The 16464-nt window shown below is 64.9% G+C and carries 14 protein-coding genes; 5 read left to right on the top strand and 9 right to left on the bottom strand.

The annotated features are described in order from the left end of the window. The 4 genes from guaA to guaB all read right to left on the bottom strand — a co-directional run. A partial coding sequence (guaA, locus tag ABWP92_RS11460) for a glutamine-hydrolyzing GMP synthase (RefSeq protein ID WP_353235512.1) occupies window positions 1–1544 on the bottom strand: 1544 nt, incomplete at its 3' end. Between the two features lie 38 nt (window positions 1545–1582). Continuing rightward, window positions 1583–2017, bottom strand: a complete 435-nt coding sequence (locus ABWP92_RS11455; RefSeq protein WP_353235511.1) for a type II toxin-antitoxin system VapC family toxin — start codon at window positions 2015–2017, stop codon at window positions 1583–1585. Further along, the gene (locus tag ABWP92_RS11450) at window positions 2014–2286 is read right to left on the bottom strand and encodes a type II toxin-antitoxin system Phd/YefM family antitoxin (protein WP_353235510.1); all 273 of its coding nucleotides are present in this window, start codon (window positions 2284–2286) and stop codon (window positions 2014–2016) included. Before ABWP92_RS11450 ends, ABWP92_RS11455 begins: the two co-directional genes overlap by 4 nt. An 88-nt stretch (window positions 2287–2374) precedes the next feature. Next, complete coding sequence (gene guaB / locus ABWP92_RS11445; RefSeq protein WP_353235509.1) at window positions 2375–3850, bottom strand: IMP dehydrogenase; 1476 nt, start codon at window positions 3848–3850, stop codon at window positions 2375–2377. Between the two features lie 104 nt (window positions 3851–3954). Between guaB and ABWP92_RS11440 the strand changes: the two genes are divergently transcribed. Beyond that, on the top strand, window positions 3955–4491 hold the full coding sequence (locus tag ABWP92_RS11440; protein WP_353235508.1) for a DUF4124 domain-containing protein: 537 nt from the start codon (window positions 3955–3957) through the stop codon (window positions 4489–4491). A 104-nt stretch (window positions 4492–4595) separates the two neighbouring features. Here the strand turns inward: ABWP92_RS11440 and plsY are convergent, their stop codons facing one another. The 3 genes from plsY to ABWP92_RS11425 form a co-directional block, all read right to left on the bottom strand. Continuing rightward, window positions 4596–5234 (bottom strand): glycerol-3-phosphate 1-O-acyltransferase PlsY, encoded by a 639-nt coding sequence (gene plsY, locus ABWP92_RS11435; RefSeq protein WP_353235507.1) that lies wholly within the window; start codon window positions 5232–5234, stop codon window positions 4596–4598. Between the two features lie 271 nt (window positions 5235–5505). Next, complete coding sequence (ybaK, locus tag ABWP92_RS11430) at window positions 5506–6006, bottom strand: Cys-tRNA(Pro) deacylase (RefSeq protein ID WP_353235506.1); 501 nt, start codon at window positions 6004–6006, stop codon at window positions 5506–5508. Between the two features lie 18 nt (window positions 6007–6024). Continuing rightward, the gene (locus ABWP92_RS11425) at window positions 6025–7086 is read right to left on the bottom strand and encodes an aldo/keto reductase (protein WP_353235505.1); all 1062 of its coding nucleotides are present in this window, start codon (window positions 7084–7086) and stop codon (window positions 6025–6027) included. Between the two features lie 143 nt (window positions 7087–7229). Between ABWP92_RS11425 and ABWP92_RS11420 the strand changes: the two genes are divergently transcribed. Beyond that, a complete protein-coding gene (locus ABWP92_RS11420; RefSeq protein ID WP_353235504.1) occupies window positions 7230–8168 on the top strand; it encodes an alpha/beta fold hydrolase in 939 nt (312 codons plus the stop codon). Here ABWP92_RS11420 and ABWP92_RS11415 read toward each other — a convergent pair whose 3' ends face one another. After that, window positions 8169–10160: a sensor histidine kinase gene (locus tag ABWP92_RS11415; RefSeq protein WP_353235503.1), complete on the bottom strand. Its 1992-nt coding sequence runs from the start codon at window positions 10158–10160 to the stop codon at window positions 8169–8171. After that, complete coding sequence (locus ABWP92_RS11410; RefSeq protein WP_353235502.1) at window positions 10157–10909, bottom strand: LuxR C-terminal-related transcriptional regulator; 753 nt, start codon at window positions 10907–10909, stop codon at window positions 10157–10159. The genes ABWP92_RS11415 and ABWP92_RS11410 overlap by 4 nt, the downstream gene beginning before the upstream one ends. Window positions 10910–11116: 207 nt before the next feature. On the opposite strand from ABWP92_RS11410, the gene prfB reads away from it, so the two are divergent. From prfB to ABWP92_RS11395, 3 genes are all read left to right on the top strand, one after another. Continuing rightward, a protein-coding gene (gene prfB, locus ABWP92_RS11405) for a peptide chain release factor 2 (protein ID WP_353235501.1) occupies window positions 11117–12221 on the top strand; the annotation gives its coding sequence in 2 pieces (ribosomal slippage) (window positions 11117–11197 and window positions 11199–12221; 1104 coding nt in all). Between the two features lie 388 nt (window positions 12222–12609). Next, window positions 12610–15333 (top strand): aminopeptidase N, encoded by a 2724-nt coding sequence (gene pepN, locus ABWP92_RS11400; RefSeq protein ID WP_353235500.1) that lies wholly within the window; start codon window positions 12610–12612, stop codon window positions 15331–15333. Between the two features lie 56 nt (window positions 15334–15389). Further along, window positions 15390–16400, top strand: a complete 1011-nt coding sequence (locus ABWP92_RS11395) for a class 1 fructose-bisphosphatase (RefSeq protein WP_353235499.1) — start codon at window positions 15390–15392, stop codon at window positions 16398–16400. Window positions 16401–16464 lie beyond the last annotated feature (64 nt).

The following is a 16464-nucleotide window of genomic DNA, read 5'->3' as shown; positions in this document are numbered from 1 at the left end:
TTGATGATGCGGCCGGATGTTTTCTTGAGAAGCCCATAGGGTAGTTCTGCCCAGTCGGCTGTCATGAAGTCGCTGGTCTGCACGGCGCGCAGGGCGACGACGTAGTCGTAGGTGCGGCCGTCGCCCATGACGCCTACGCTCTTGACGGGCAGGAAGACGGTGAAGGCCTGGCTGGTGAGGTCGTACCAGCTCTTGCCGGTGGCTTCGTCGATCCAGTTGCGCAGTTCTTCGATGAAGATGGCGTCGGCGCGGCGCAGGAGGTCGGCGTATTCCTTCTTGACCTCGCCGAGGATGCGCACGCCCAGGCCCGGCCCGGGGAACGGGTGGCGGTAGACCATTTCGCGCGGCAGGCCAAGGGCTACGCCGAGTTCGCGGACTTCGTCCTTGAACAGGTCGCGCAGCGGCTCCAGCAGCTGGAGGCCAAGCTGTTCAGGCAGGCCGCCCACGTTGTGGTGGCTCTTGATGGTGACGGCCTTTTTGCTCTTGGCGCCGCCGGATTCGATGACGTCCGGATAGATCGTGCCTTGCGCGAGGAAGGTCGCGCCCTTGTGGCCCGCGCCGCTGGCCTTGAGCTTGGCGGCTTCCGCCTTGAAGACGTCGACGAACAGTCGGCCAATGATCTTGCGCTTTTGCTCGGGCTCGGACACCCCTGCGAGTTCACCAAGGAACAGGCTGGATGCATCGACGCGAACGACCTTGGCGTGGAGCTTGCCTTCGAACATGTCCATGACCATGTCGCCTTCGTTCAGGCGCAAGAGGCCGTGATCGACGAATACGCAGGTCAGCTGATCGCCGATGGCGCGGTGGATCAGCGCCGCGGCGACGGAGGAGTCGACGCCTCCGGAGAGGCCAAGGATCACTTCCTGGTCGCCGACCTGTTCACGGATCCTTGCGACGGCTTCCTCGATGTAGTCGCCCATGATCCAGTCCGCCGCGGCGCCGCAGATGTCGCGCACGAAGCGGTTGAGCATGGCCGCGCCCTGCACGGTGTGCGTGACTTCGGGGTGGAATTGCACGGCGTAGTAGCGGCGCGCCTCATCGGCCATGCCGGCGATCGGGCATGACGGCGTCGATGCCATGATCTTGAACCCTTCGGGCAACTGGGTGACCTTGTCGCCGTGGCTCATCCAGACCTTGAGCATGCCGTGGCCTTGCGCCGTGCTGAAGTCCTCGATGCCTTCGAGCAGCCTGGTGTGGCCGTGCGCGCGCACTTCCGCGTAGCCGAATTCACGGGAGCTGGAGCCCTCGACCTTGCCACCGAGTTGCGCGGCCATGGTCTGCATGCCGTAGCAGATGCCGAGCACGGGGATGCCGAGCTCGAACACGGCGTCGGGCGCGCGGTCGTCCACTTCATAGACGCTGGCGTGGCTGCCCGAGAGGATCACACCCTTGAGCCTGCCGTCCGCCGCGAATTCACGTACCCAGTCGCTGCTCACGTCGCACGGGTGGACTTCGCAATACACATGGGCTTCGCGGATGCGGCGCGCGATGAGCTGCGTGACCTGGGAGCCAAAGTCGAGGATGAGGATCTTGTCGTGTTGCATGGTGTTAAGGGCAAAAAGATTCCGGGTTGAAATTCGGTTCAGAGTCCGTCCAGGTCCAGCAGCGCGATGCCGCTTTGTCTGGCGGCGTCCGCCTGGGCCTGGTCGAAGGTGGCCAGCGGCAGCTTGAGTGAGCGGGCCAGCCACAGATAGGAAGCGTCATAGACCGGCAGTCCGGTCTCGAGCGCCACGTCCAGCACGGCCTTGTGCTGCGCCGGCGCGAGATCGTGCAGTTCCATGCGGTGGCGGATGGCTTCGAGCACGCCCCACAATCCTTCGACGGATGCGTGCGGAATCCGTCCGGCGTTCACGCCGCTGGCAATCAGGTTGCCGCACTCCCATTGCCAGAGATTGGGCGCCTGCGGATCGAGCTCGTCGCGGCGGATGCGCGCATACAGGCGGTGCGTGGCTTCGCTGGCGTTGTCGGGCAACAGCCATGCGGCGGTGACGGATGCATCCAGCACGAAGGCGGTCATGCGGCCTGGCTCCTGCCCGTGCGGCGCAGCCCGGCCGATGTGGCATGCGCGGCGCGGCCGCCGGGCGGCGCAATCGTTGCCTGCAGCGAAGCGATCTGGCCGAGTTCCCGCGCGATCTGCTCATCCGAGATCACCGGGCGGCGGCGCACCGGCAGCATGCGCACGACTTCCTTGCCATGGCGCGTGATACGTACTTCCTCCCCCTGCTCGACAAGCTCGATCAGGGCTGAAAAACGGGTCTTCGCTTCGTAGATGCCAACGGATTGCATGGGCTGAAAATAAAAAAATCTGGTCCGAACATCAGGTTCGGACCAGATTCTATCATTCTGACCAGAATTACAAAGAATTCAGGCCAGATCAGTCGGCGCGGTAGTTGGGCGCTTCCTTGGTGATCTGCACATCGTGCACGTGCGACTCGCGGATGCCCGCGGACGTGATCTCGACGAACTCGGCCTTGTCGTTCATCTCCTGGATGGTGCCGCATCCGCAGTAGCCCATGGCCGCGCGCACACCGCCGGCCATCTGGAAGATAATGGCGATGACCGAGCCCTTGTAGGGCACGCGGCCCTCGATGCCTTCGGGCACGAGCTTGTCGGCGTTGGGGTTGCCGGTGGTGGCTTCCTGGAAGTAGCGGTCGGCCGAACCCTGCTGCATTGCGCCGATGGAGCCCATGCCGCGGTAGCTCTTGTAGGACCGACCCTGATACAGGATGACTTCGCCCGGAGCTTCTTCGGTGCCCGCGAACATGCCACCCATCATGATGGTGGCCGCGCCCGCGGCGAGCGCCTTGGCGATGTCGCCGGAATAGCGGATGCCGCCATCGGCGATCAGGGGAACGCCCGTGCCATGCAGCGCCTTGGCGACGCTGTCGATGGCCATGATCTGCGGAACGCCCACGCCCGCGACGATGCGCGTCGTGCAGATCGAGCCAGGGCCGATGCCGACCTTGACCGCATCGGCGCCCGCCTCCACCAGCGCCAGCGCCGCCGCGCCCGTGGCGATGTTGCCGCCGATCACGTCCACCTGCGGATAATTTGCCTTGACCCAGCGGACGCGCTCGATCACGCCCTTGCTGTGGCCGTGGGCCGTGTCCACGACGATGGCGTCCACGCCCGCCTTGACGAGAGCGGCGACGCGCTCCTCGGTACCGGCGCCCACGCCGACCGCCGCAGCCACGCGCAGGCGGCCCGCCGAATCACGGGCAGCGTTGGGAAAGCTGGTCTGCTTGTTGATGTCCTTGACGGTGATGAGGCCCTTGAGCTCGAACGCGTCGTTCACGACGAGAATGCGCTCGAGCTTGTGCTTGTTCAGCAGCGCCTTGGCCTGCGCGGGCGTGGTGCCGTCCTTTTCGTTCACGGTGACCAGGCGCTCGCGCGGCGTCATGATCTCCTTGACCTTTACGTCGTAGCGCGTCTCGAAGCGCACGTCGCGGCTGGTCACGATGCCCACCACCTTGCCGCCATCGACCACCGGGAATCCGGAGATGCCGCGCTCCTCGGACAGTTGCAGCACCTGCAGCACCGTGTGCTCGGGCGTGATCACCACCGGGTCATGCACCACGCCGGACTCGTGGCGCTTGACCTTGGAGACCTCCGCGGCCTGTTCCTCGGCTGTCATGTTCTTGTGGATCACGCCGATGCCGCCTTCCTGGGCGATGGCGATCGCCAGGCGCGCTTCGGTGACGGTGTCCATGGCCGCGGACACCAGAGGCAGGTTCAGGGTGATGTTGCGCGAAAAGCGCGTGCTAAGAGAAGTGTCCTTGGGCAGGACCTGGGAGAACGCGGGCACCAGCAACACATCGTCGAAGGTGAGCGCTTTACCAAGAAGGCGCATGTGAAAGCTCCAAAAAAACGATTGTACCCGCCGCGTAACATTTCTGCAGCAATCCGGCCAAAAGCGCTTGGATGACGCAACATGGCGCAGCTACACTCGGTCACATGAAACTTCACAAGATTCTTCTATTGGCCGCAGCCTCGACCTGGGCGCTGGCGGCCTCCGCTCAATGGCAGTGGGTAGACAAGGACGGAAGAAAGGTCTTCAGCGACCGGCCGCCACCAATCGAGGTGCCGCAGAAGAACATCCTCAAGCAGCCGGGCGGCAGCAAGGGCCGCGCCACGCCCGTGCCCGCCGCCGACGACACGGCCAGCGCCGCGGCAGCCGGAGCGCCTGCATCAACGGCGTCAGCAGCGCAGGGCTCGAGTCAGGACAAGCGGCTGGCGGAAGCCAAGGCCAAGACCGAGGCGGAAGAAGCCGCCAGGAAAAAGGCCGAGGCCGACCGCATCGACAAGGCCCGCGCCGACAATTGCGCCCGCGCCCAGACGGCGAAAAAGACGTTGAGTTCCGGCGGCCTCATCAGCCACGTCAACGCCAACGGGGAACGCGGCTTCATGGACGATGCCACGCGCGAGGCGGAGCTCCAGCGCGCGGACGGCGTCATCGCATCGGACTGCGCCTCTCAAGCTGCGGGGCAATAGGCCAAGTGGGCTATAGGAGCCAAATAGGCCACAGGGGCCATTGACCGGCTGTGGCCGCAGCGGCGGTGCCCCCGCGCGCGACGGGAAGAACGGTCAGCGCTTCATCAGCCCTTTTTCTTGCCGGAGCCGATCTTCGACTCCTTGCCGGCCATCAGGCGGCCGATATTTTCCTTGTGCCGCCACACCAGCAACCCCGCCATGATGGCGATGGCCACGCCGATGCGCGCATCCATGTACCAGGCCACGCCGCCGCCGAGCACATAAAAGAACGGAGCGAACACCGCCGCCACCAGCGAGGCCAGTGACGAATAGCGAAAGAACACGGCGATGATCAGCCAGGTCGCCAGCGTCGCCAGCCCCAGCCAGCCGCTGATGCCCAGCAGCACGCCCGCAGCCGTCGCAACGCCCTTGCCGCCCTTGAAGCGAAAGAATACGGGCCACAGATGGCCCAGGAACGCAGCCAACGCGACAGCGGCAACCGTACCCTCTTCCAGCCCGTATGCCGAGCCGAACCAGCGCACCAGCATCACCGGCAGCCAGCCCTTGACGGCGTCGAGCAGCAGGGTCAGGACCGCTGCGGGCTTGCTGCCCGAACGCAGCACGTTGGTCGCTCCGGGGTTCTTGCTGCCGTAGGTCCTGGGATCGTTCAGCCCCATCACCCTGCTGACGATGACCGCGAAAGACAGCGAGCCCACGAGGTAGGCGGCGACGATGGCAACGATGGAAAGTACGGTCGAGCTCACAGGATCCGATCAATGGCTGGAATGGGGATGGAAGAAAATTGCCGGAACATCCGCGCGCCGGCCCGCGCAATAAGAGCTGCTAACACGACCCGGCAAACCGAAGGTTTGCGATCGAGACGAGGCGCGAAGCCGCAGGCAGTACAAGCGTACGACAAGGCGAAGCAACGACGTATCGAGGGTTGTGTTAGCGGCTCTAAGAATGTGTTTACGATCTCTACGCAGCCGCGAGGAGATCGTGAACACGTTCTAAGAAAGAGGTTCCGCAAAGCCCCTATTCTGCCAGCGCGCACTGCACCGTCCGGGCCGCCAGCAGATCCACGCACACCTGCGGACTCAATTGCACCAGAAACCCGCGCCGTCCGCCGTTGATGGCGATGCGCGGCAGATCGAGAATCGTCTGCTCGATATAGACCGGCATGCTCTTTCTCGTGCCGAACGGCGAGGTGCCGCCCACCAGATAGCCGCTGTGCCGGCTGGCCACCTCGGGCTTGCACGGCTCCACGCTTTTCGCGCCGATCTGGCGCGCCAGGTTCTTGGTGGACACCTTGCAGTCGCCATGCATCAGAACGATCAGCGGCCTGGCATCCTGGTCCTGCATCACCAGCGTCTTGACGACGGTGTGCTCGTCCAGCCCCAACGACCTGGCGCTGTGCTCCGTGCCGCCGTGCTCGACGTAGTCATAGGGATGCTCGGTGAACTCCACGCCGTGGGCGCGCAGCAGCTGGGTGGCCGGCGTCTCGCTCACATGCGCGGACTTGTCCTTTTTTGCCATGATCGCGCCCCTGTCCTCTCACTGGGCCGGGTCGCGGTGCAGCTTGCGGATGGCGTCTATCGCCTGCAGCACCTGGGGCGTCAATTGCGTTCCCCAGACGTCGATGTCCTCGTCAAGCTGCTCGACCGTGGTCACGCCCAGAATCGTGCTCGCCACCTGCCACTTCGTGTAGCAGAACGCGAGCGCCATCTGCGTCGGCGTCAGGCCGTTGTCACGGGCCAGCTGGTTGTAGAGCTTGCCCACCTCCCACGATTCCTTGCGGCCCCAGCGCTGCTTGCGCATCGACTCGAACATCGTCAGGCGAGCGGCGGCTGGCGCCTGCGCTCCGGTGGTTCCGCCCTCGTCATATTTTCCGCTCAGCAGCCCATAGCCCAGCGGCGAGTAGGCCAGCAGCGACACGCCCAGGCGATGGCAGCTTTCGTCCATCGCATTCTCCCAACTGCGGTTGAGCAGCGAATACGGGTTCTGCACCGAGGCCACCCTCGGCAGGCCGAGCTGCTCCGCCAGCCGCACGAACTCATGCACGCCATAAGGCGTCTCGTTGGAGAGCCCGATATAGCGCACCTTGCCCTCGCGCACCAGCCGGCCAAGGGCCTCGAGCTGCTCCGGGATCGGCGTCGAGCTCGTTTCCTTGGAAGGGCTGTAGTACATCTGCCCGAACGCGGGCACGTGGCGCTCGGGCCAGTGGATCTGGTAGAGATCGATCACATCGGTGCGCAGGCGCCTGAGGCTGCCTTCGCAGGAGGCGATGATGTCCGCCGCCGTCATGCCCGCGCCCTCGCGCACCCAGGGCGTGGCGCGCGAGGGGCCTGCCACCTTGCTTGCCAGCACCACGCGGCGGCGCACGCCCGGATTCGCGGCAAACCAGTTGCCGATGATCGTCTCGGTCGCGCCATAGGTCTCCACGCGCGTCGGCACCGCGTACATCTCCGCGGTGTCGATGAAATTCACGCCCCGCGCCAGCGCCCTGTCCAGGATGGCATGCGAGGCCGGCTCGGAGACCTGCTCGCCGAAAGTCATGGTTCCAAGGCAAATGGGCGTGACCTTCAGGTCACTTTGTCCCAGCGAAATCTGATTCATGTAATTCCAATCCAATGGCCGAAGTGCAAAGCAGCGGAAATGATAGTCAACAATGCGCCTTCGCGTGCGCACCGCCCGCCAGGCATGGCCAGCGGCTGCGCATGGCCGCCGGATGCAGCCGGACGCTGTAGATAATGCGGGCCATGTACTCAGAACGACGCCCATCCCGGCAACTGTCCATTCCCATACGGACCATGCGCTACAACGTGCGCGTCTGGGGCGGCCCGCCATCGCCATCGCATGACGCCGCGCTGCCGCCGCTGGTGATGTTGCACGGCTGGATGGACGTGGGGGCGTCCTACCAGTTCGTGGTGGACGCGTTCAGCGAAGCGCTGTGCGGGCAGCGCACGATCATCGCCCCCGACTGGCGCGGCTTCGGGCGCTCCATGCCCGACGCTCCCGCCGATCACTATGTGTTTGCAGACTATCTCGCGGACCTGGATCATCTGATCGACCATTTCTCGGCCGATGCGCCCGTCGATCTGGTCGGCCACAGCATGGGCGGCAACGTCAGCATGATGTATGCGGGCGCACGGCCGCACCGCATCCGCCGGCTGGTCAACCTGGAGGGCTTCGGACTGGCGGCAACGCAGCCCGGCGAAGCTCCCGCGCGCTATGCCCGCTGGATGGACGAGCTTCGCCAATACGGGCGCGGCGAGATGCGGCTGCGTCCCTACGACAGCATGGAAGGCGTGGCCGAACGGCTGATGAAAACCAATCCGCGCATCGCCCGGGACAAGGCGCTCTGGCTGGCGCAGCACTGGTCCGCGCCCGACGCCGACGGCAAGTGGCACATCCTGGGCGCGCCGGCCCACAAGATCGTCACGCCGATGCTGTTCCGCCTGGACGAGACGCTGGCGCTGTACGAGGCGATCACGGCGCCCGTGCTGTCGGTGCAGGCGCAGGAGAACCACATCGAAAAATGGTCGGACGGAAAATACTCGCTCGACGCTTTCCTCGAGCGGCTGCGCCACGTGCCCAATGCGCGCACGGCGCAGGTGATGGATGCCGGGCATATGCTGCATCACGACCAGCCGCATGCCGTTGCGAAACTGATCGAGGAATTTCTCCTCGCCCCCTGATCACGCCGCGCCCGCCCGCGCGGATTCCGATTCCGATTCCTCGTGCGCGGGGCGAAGCGGCAACTCGATCCGGATCGCCGTCGCGCCCGGGCGCGACGTCACCGTCAGCCGCGCCCCCATGCGCTGCGCCCGCGCCTCCATGCTGCGCAGCCCCACGCTCAGCCCGGCGCGCCGCACGGCATCCACGTCAAAGCCCGCGCCATCATCCTCGATGCTCAGCGCAAGCATGCCGCCTTCCGTCACGCCGCAAGTGACCCTCACCTGCCTGGCGCGGCTGTGCTTGATGATGTTGGACAGCGCCTCCTCCGTCACCCGCGTGAGCGCCAGGCACTGCACCGCCGTCGGCCTGCTCACCCAGCGCCGCGGAATGCTCCACTGCGACCCGATCCCGAGATCGTCCAGAATGTTCGAAAACCGGTGGCGCAGCGGGGCCATCCACGCCACGGGCGTTTCGGGCACCGCCGCGCCCGCGCTGGATCCATGGTCTATCACCTGCCGCAGATCGTCGCGCAGCACCTTGAAGAGCGACATCACGCGATCGGCAGGCAGCGGCTGGGCCGCCTGCTCCACGATGGCCATGGAGCGCACCAGGCTTGCACCCAGGCCATCATGCAGATCGTGCGCGATCTCCAGCCGCTCCTGCACCTTCGCATGTTGCAGCCGCTGCTGGTGTTCGCGCTCCAGCGCATGTGCCAGTTCCAGCCTGGCGTCGTTCACGCGGCTCGTCAGTTCCTGGTTGAACAGCGCGATGCGCCGCATCTGCGAGCCCAGCTGGCTGCCCAGCAGCACCGCCATGAACACGGTGGCAATGGGCCCCGAGATATAGGACCACGATTCATCTCCGTGCCAGCCCCCCAGGACGAGAGCGAGGTCATGCAGGCCCACGACGATGAAGGCCAGCCAGCACGCGGCCAGCAGAACATGCCGCAGCTCGCGCGTGCGCCACGCATGGAACTGGAACTGCAGGCAGTTGAGAAGAAATATGGCGACCGACCCGAACCACGCCAGATCGATGGCCAGCCTGGCGTGCCTGGCAGGAGCCGCCAGCACGGCAATCGCCGCCAGCGGCATGACGGTCCACAGCACGCGGCGAAGACGGGGAAAATCCTGCGCGCCGAAAGTCCAGGTGAACTGGCAGAAACACGCCACGTACGTCACGAAGAGCATGACGCTGGCGCGTGTCATCGACAGCGCGCTGGCGAACGGCCAGCTGTCGGTGGCCAGGAGCGTGCCAAGATATGCCACCCAGATGAGCGACATGAGCGCATACCAGCCGTAGGCTTGCTCGCGGCGGTGGATCAGGAACACCACCAGGAAGATGCATCCCACGGCGGCCGACAGCGCAGCGGTGATCAGATAGGTGGTGCGCTGGCGCCAGCTATGGGTTTCGATTTTCGCCCTCACCTCATCGGGCGGGCCAAGATACAGAGGGCCCGCGCCAATCCCGGCCTGGCTGTATCCCGTCACCCGCAGCCACAAGGTGTTGACCCCTGAATGCAAGGTCGTGCGCGGCAACAGCCACCAGCGCGGCATGTTCCAGCTGGCCGAGAGCGGCTCGACCAGCGAGACATCGCTCCACAGCAGATCGCCGTTGCTGTAGAGCGCTCCCGCCGCGCTGACGTTGGCAAGGCCTACCGCGACCAGTTGCGGATCGCCGCTCGCGCTCACGCATTGGCTGCTCCAATCGATGCGGTACCAGCCCGTGCGCAGGCCGCCATCTCCCTCATACGGCCATACGTGCGGCAGCTCCACCGCGCTCCAGCCGGCAGCAGGCGGATAGGGCTTGGCGCTGGCCTGCGCTCCATCCAGCGATTTCTCCGGCTGCGGGTCCGGCGCCATCATCACGGAAAGAACCGTAGGCTTGCAGGCGGCCTCGGCGGCCGACGCCGGGCGGGCCAGCAGCATTCCGAGCAGCAACGCCGCCCCCATCAGCAGCCAGAACAGATCATGCGGGCCGCCGGACGCCGCGCCGGCTGGCGGCTGCGGCCTCATTCAATCCATCCCCGGGCCTTAGCCTCCTGCACGGCCGAGACGCGCGAGGACACGGCCAGCTTGCGGTAGATGCGCTTGATGTGGGTATCGACCGTGAAACGGGAGAGCGACACATGCTCCGCGATCTCGCGATTCGTCATGCCATTGGCCACCAGCCGCAGGATGGCCGTTTCGCGCTCCGACAGCTCCGGGCCTTCGCCATGCGCCCGGGCCGGATTGCGCGGGCTGGCCGGCAGCAGCTCCAGGATGCGCCTGGCGATGAAGGGATCGATGGGCGCGCCGCCTCGCAGCACGCTGCGGATGGAAAGCAAGACCTCCAGATCATCCCGTTCCTTGAGCACGTACCCGGTCGCCCCGGCCTTGAGCGCGCCCAGGATGGCATCTTCCGAGCTCCATGCCGACACCACCAGAATCCCCAGCCCCGGATCATCCGCGCGCAACTCCAGAATCAGCGACCGCCCGTTGCCGTCGGGCAGTTCCAGATCCACCAGCGCCAGCGCGACCGGCTGCTGCTTGAGGAACTGCCGTGCCTGGGCCAGCGAGCCGACGATCACCAGATCGTCCTGCGCATAGCCCAATTGCCCCAGCACGAGCGAAAGCCGGCGCTGCAGGAGCGGCTCATCCTCCACCACCAGGACAGGAACGGGCAACGCCACATCGGCCGTGGCCGCGGGCGCCCGGCTGCCGGCACTGGGGATAGGGTCGGCAAAGCTGGCTGAGCTGTCTGTGCTGTCTGTGCGGTGCGGCATCGGCGGTCGTGAAATGAAAGGAACGAGAAAAGTCGCCCGCCAATGGTATGACACAAATTAACACATATTCGCCGCAAACCCGCCCGCTCGGCGGCTGTTCCGGAGTCGTTCACGGCCGGCGCGCAACACCATGCCGCCATGACGGAACCTTCATCCATGAGAAAATGGCCGGTTGCTTATAAATGACAAGCCCAAGGAATTACGAAAATGGATTCAGAACGCATCAACCTGATCGGCACCACCCTCGAAGACCTGTCCACGCGGACGCAAGAGCTTCGGAGGTATCTTTGACTACGATGCCAAGTTTGAACGCCTGCGCACGGTAAACGCATCGCTCGAGGATCCTGGCGTCTGGAACGACCCCAAGAAGGCCCAGGAACTGGGCAAGGAAAAGAAATCGCTCGACTCTGTCGTGCTGACGCTGCAAAAGCTCACCAGCGAGCTGGCGGACAACACCGAGCTCTATGAAATGAGCAAGGAAGAAAGCGACGAGGCCGGTCTCGAAACCATCGAGGGCGAAGCCGAGAAGCTGCGCCCGCTGATCGAGGAACTCGAGTTCCGCCGCATGTTCAGCAATGAGGCCGATCCGCTCAACTGCTTCATCGACATCCAGGCGGGCGCGGGCGGCACGGAAGCCTGCGACTGGGCCAGCATGCTGCTGCGCCAATACCTCAAGTACGCCGAACGCAAGGGCTTCAAGACCACGGTGGAAGAAGAAACGCCGGGCGACGTGGCCGGCATCAAGAGCGCGACCATCAAGGTGGAAGGCGAATACGCCTACGGCCTGCTGCGCACGGAAACCGGCGTGCACCGCCTGGTCCGCAAGTCGCCGTTCGACTCGTCGGGCGGACGCCATACATCGTTCGCATCGCTGTTCGTCTATCCGGAAATCGACGATTCGATCGAGATCAACATCAACCCGGCCGATGTGCGCACCGACACCTACCGGGCCTCCGGCGCGGGCGGCCAGCACATCAACAAGACCGACTCGGCCGTGCGCCTGACGCACATTCCGACCGGCATCGTCGTGCAGTGCCAGGATGGCCGCAGCCAGCACAGCAACCGCGACGTGGCATGGCAGCGCCTGCGCTCGCGCCTGTACGACTACGAAATGCGCAAGCGCATGGAAGAGCAGCAAAAGCTCGAGGACACCAAGACCGACGTCGGCTGGGGCCACCAGATCCGCTCGTACGTCCTGGACAACAGCCGCATCAAGGATCTGCGCACCAACGTGGAAGTCTCCGCCACGCAGAAGGTGCTGGACGGCGATCTGGACGTGTTCATCGAAGCCTCGCTCAAGCAAGGCGTCTGATCCACCGACAAGGCAAGGCGGCTGGTTTTTGCGGATGGCCCGGCAGGCCACCCCGCCAAGGCCGGCCGCTTTTGCCTTTTTTCACGGCAATGGATTGATCAGGGCGGGAAACCAGGGGCAGCCGATGCCGCCAACGGCGCCCGCACGGGCTCCGGCGAAGGGCTTACGCAAGGCCAAACACCCGGTTTGCGGCCACGCGCCGGCCAAACAGGCAAAATGCCAGGTTCGCGCCGGTGAACCCGGTAGCCCGCGACCGCTTGCCCCTTTGGAATTGAGTTCCACGACAAGCGCCGCGTTCCGAGATATATAACGGTATTGGCATGTACAGCAGGAAACGGCAAGCCCAACCCGCCGCACATGCCCCAATTAGCATGGAGTAACTCCGATGATGTTAGACGTCAGTGACGCCCGCCCCACGGCAGCCACGATCCGCCGCGAGGACTACACCGCCCCGGCGTTCTGGATCGACACCGTGGACCTCACATTCGATCTCGACCCAGCCAAGACACGCGTACTCAGCAAGCTGCGCATTCGCCGCAACATGGAAGTGCCCACGCAGCCGCTGCGCCTGGACGGAGAGGAACTCAATCTCGCCCGCGTGATGGTCAACGGCGCCAGCACCTCGTTCAAGACGGAGAACTCTCAGCTCGTGCTCGAAAACCTCCCCGAGGGCGACGCGCCCATGGACCTGGAGATCTTCACCACCTGCTGCCCGGCCAAGAACACCCAGCTGTCGGGCCTGTACGTGAGCAACGACACCTTCTTCACGCAATGCGAGGCGGAGGGTTTCCGCCGCATCACGTATTTCCTGGACCGCCCCGACGTGATGGCAAGCTACACCGTCACGCTGCGCGCCAGCAAATCGCAATACCCGGTGCTGCTCTCCAACGGCAACCTGGTGGACAGCGGCGATCTCGAAGATGGCCGCCACTTCGCCAAATGGGTCGATCCGCACAAGAAGCCGTCCTACCTGTTCGCGCTGGTCGCGGGCAAGCTCGTCGCGCGTGAGCAGCAGATCAAGAGCCGCGCCGGCAATCAGCACCTGCTGCAGGTCTTCGTGCGGCCCGGCGACCTGGAAAAGACCGAGCACGCCATGAACTCGCTCATGGCATCCATTGCCTGGGACGAAGCGCGCTTCGGCCTGTCGCTCGACCTCGACCGCTTCATGATCGTCGCCACCAGCGACTTCAACATGGGCGCGATGGAAAACAAGGGCCTGAACATCTTCAACACCAAGTACGTGCTGGCCAGCCAGTCCACTGCCACGGACGTGGACTACGCGAACATCGAATCGGTGGTCGGCCACGAGTACTTCCACAACTGGACGGGTGACCGCGTCACCTGCCGCGACTGGTTCCAGCTCTCGCTCAAGGAAGGCCTGACCGTCTTCCGCGACCAGGAATTCAGCATGGACATGGCCGGCAGCGCCTCGGCCCGCGCCGTCAAGCGCATTGACGATGTGCGCGTGCTGCGCACCGTGCAGTTCCCCGAGGACGCGGGCCCCATGGCCCACCCCGTGCGTCCCGACAGCTATGTGGAAATCAACAATTTCTACACCGTCACCATCTATGAAAAGGGCGCGGAAGTCGTGCGCATGCAGCACAACCTGGTGGGCCGCGAAGGCTTCGCCCAAGGCATGAAGCTGTACTTCGAGCGCCACGACGGCCACGCCGTTACCTGCGACGATTTCGTGCAGGCCATCGCCGATGCGAACCCCCAGAGCCCGCTCGCGCAGAACCTCACGCAATTCAAGCGCTGGTACAGCCAGGCCGGCACACCGCGCGTGACCGCTCGCGGCGAGTATGACGCGCAGGCGCGCAGCTACACGCTGACGCTGTCGCAATCATGCCCGGCGACCCCAGGCCAGGACAGCAAGCAGCCATTCGCCATCCCCGTGACGCTCGGCCTGCTGGGCGCCGACGGCAGCGCCCTCCCCCTGCAGCGCGAAGGCGACGAACAGGCCAGCGGCACCGAGGGCACCATCGTGCTCACCGAGCCGAGCATGTCGATCACCTTCGTCAACGTGGACTCCGCCCCCGTTCCTTCGCTGCTGCGCGGCTTCAGCGCGCCGGTGATCCTGGAGTACGGTTTCAGCGATGCCGAACTGCTGAACCTGCTTGCCCACGACAGCGACCCGTTCAACCGCTGGGAAGCCGGCCAGCGCCTTGGCATGCGCATTGCAATTGCAGCCATCTCCGACCCATCGCTCGCGGCCAATGCCCAGGGGGAAATCGAACAGCCCATCCTGCCGACGAGCTTCATCGCGGCCATGCGCGATGTGCTGCGCAATCCATCGCTCGATGCCGCCTTCAAGGAACTGGTGCTCACGCTGCCATCCGAGAGCTACATCGCCGAACAGCTCCAGGAAGTGGACCCGCAGCGCATTCACGCGGTGCGCGACGCCATGCGCGCCGAGATGGCCACGGCGCTCCTCAGCGACTGGATCCAGGCCTACGAAGAACACCAGACGCCCGGCGCCTACAGCCCCGACGCAGCATCCGCGGGCCGGCGCGCGCTGGCCGGCCACGCGCTGAACATGCTGTGCCTGGCCGCACGCAGGAGCGGCGACACGCTGTGGCCCGGCAAGACCTACCAGCGCTTCAAGGATGCGGGCAACATGACCGACCGCTTCAACGCCCTCGCCGCCCTGGTCAACAGCGGCCACGAACTCGCAAAACCCGCGCTCGAGCGTTTCCACGCGCTCTTCAAGGACGAGGCACTGGTCATCGACAAATGGTTCAGCCTGCAGGCCGGAGCCTCTGACCGCAACGGCAACATCCTGCCCGCCGTGCGCACCCTGATGAAGCACCCCGACTTCCAGATGAAGAACCCCAACCGCGCGCGCAGCGTGATCTTCAGTTACTGCAACGCCAACCCCGGCGCATTCCACCGCGCCGACGGCGAAGGCTATGCCTACTGGGCCGACCGCGTGCTCGAGCTCGACGGCTTCAACCCGCAGGTCGCCTCGCGCCTGGCCCGCGCCATGGACCGCTGGCGCAAGCTCGCCGAGCCGTACCGCGCGCTGGCCCGCGCCGCCATCGAACGCGTGGCGGCCAAGCCCGATCTCAGCAACGACGTGCGCGAAGTCATCACCCGCGCGCTCGCCGACTGAGCCGAAGCGCCCACATCGGCACCCAAAGATTTTTTGTATCCAGGAGATTGAACGACATGACACAACGCATGAGCCTCACGCGCTATCTGGTGGAACAGCAGCGCGTCGACGGTTTGATTCCGCCCCAGCTGCGCCTGCTGCTCGAAGTGGTGGCCCGCGCCTGCAAACGCATCAGCTTCGCCGTGAACAAGGGCGAACTCGGCGAGGTCATGGGCAGCGCCAACACCGAAAACGTGCAGGGCGAAGTCCAGAAGAAACTCGACATCATCGCCAACGAGACACTGATCGAGGCCAATGAATGGGGCGGCCACCTCGCCGCCATGGCGTCGGAGGAAATGGAAGGCATCTACGTGGTGCCCAACCGCTACCCGCAAGGCGAATACCTGCTGCTGTTCGATCCGCTCGACGGCTCCTCCAACATCGACGTCAACGTCAGCATCGGCACCATCTTCAGCGTGCTCAAGAAGCCCGACGGCCACCCCGGCGTGCATGACAACGACTTCCTGCAGCCAGGCACGCAGCAAGTCGCCGCAGGCTACTGCATCTTCGGTCCCCAGACCACGCTGGTGCTCACCGTCGGCGACGGCGTGGCCATGTTCACCCTCGACCGGGAACAAGGCTCCTTCGTCCTCGTGCGCGACAACATCCGCATCCCCGAGGACACCAGGGAATTCGCCATCAACATGAGCAACATGCGCCACTGGGACGCCCCGGTCAGGCGCTACATCGACGAATGCCTCGCCGGCGCGGAAGGCCCGCGCGGCAAGGACTTCAACATGCGCTGGATCGCCAGCATGGTCGCCGACGTCCACCGCATCCTCATGCGCGGCGGCGTCTTCATGTACCCCTGGGACAAGCGCGAACCCCACAAGCCCGGCAAGCTGCGCCTGATGTACGAAGCCAACCCCATGGGCTGGCTCGTCGAGCAAGCCGGCGGCGCGGCCACCAACGGCAAACAACGCATCCTGGACATCCAGCCCACCCAGCTCCACGAACGCGTAAGCGTGATCCTGGGCTCCAGGAACGAAGTGGAACGCGTCACGAGCTACCACACGGCCGAACAGTGATTTTCGGTATATAATCCAAGTCTTCGCCGGTGTAGCTCAGTCGGTAGAGCAGCTCATTCGTAAT

It is taken from the genome of Diaphorobacter ruginosibacter, from assembly GCF_040396215.1.
GTDB classification, from domain to species: domain Bacteria; phylum Pseudomonadota; class Gammaproteobacteria; order Burkholderiales; family Burkholderiaceae_C; genus Diaphorobacter_A; species Diaphorobacter_A ruginosibacter_A.
Note: the sequence above shows the minus strand (reverse complement) of the source record. Positions and strands in the feature narration are given on the sequence as shown.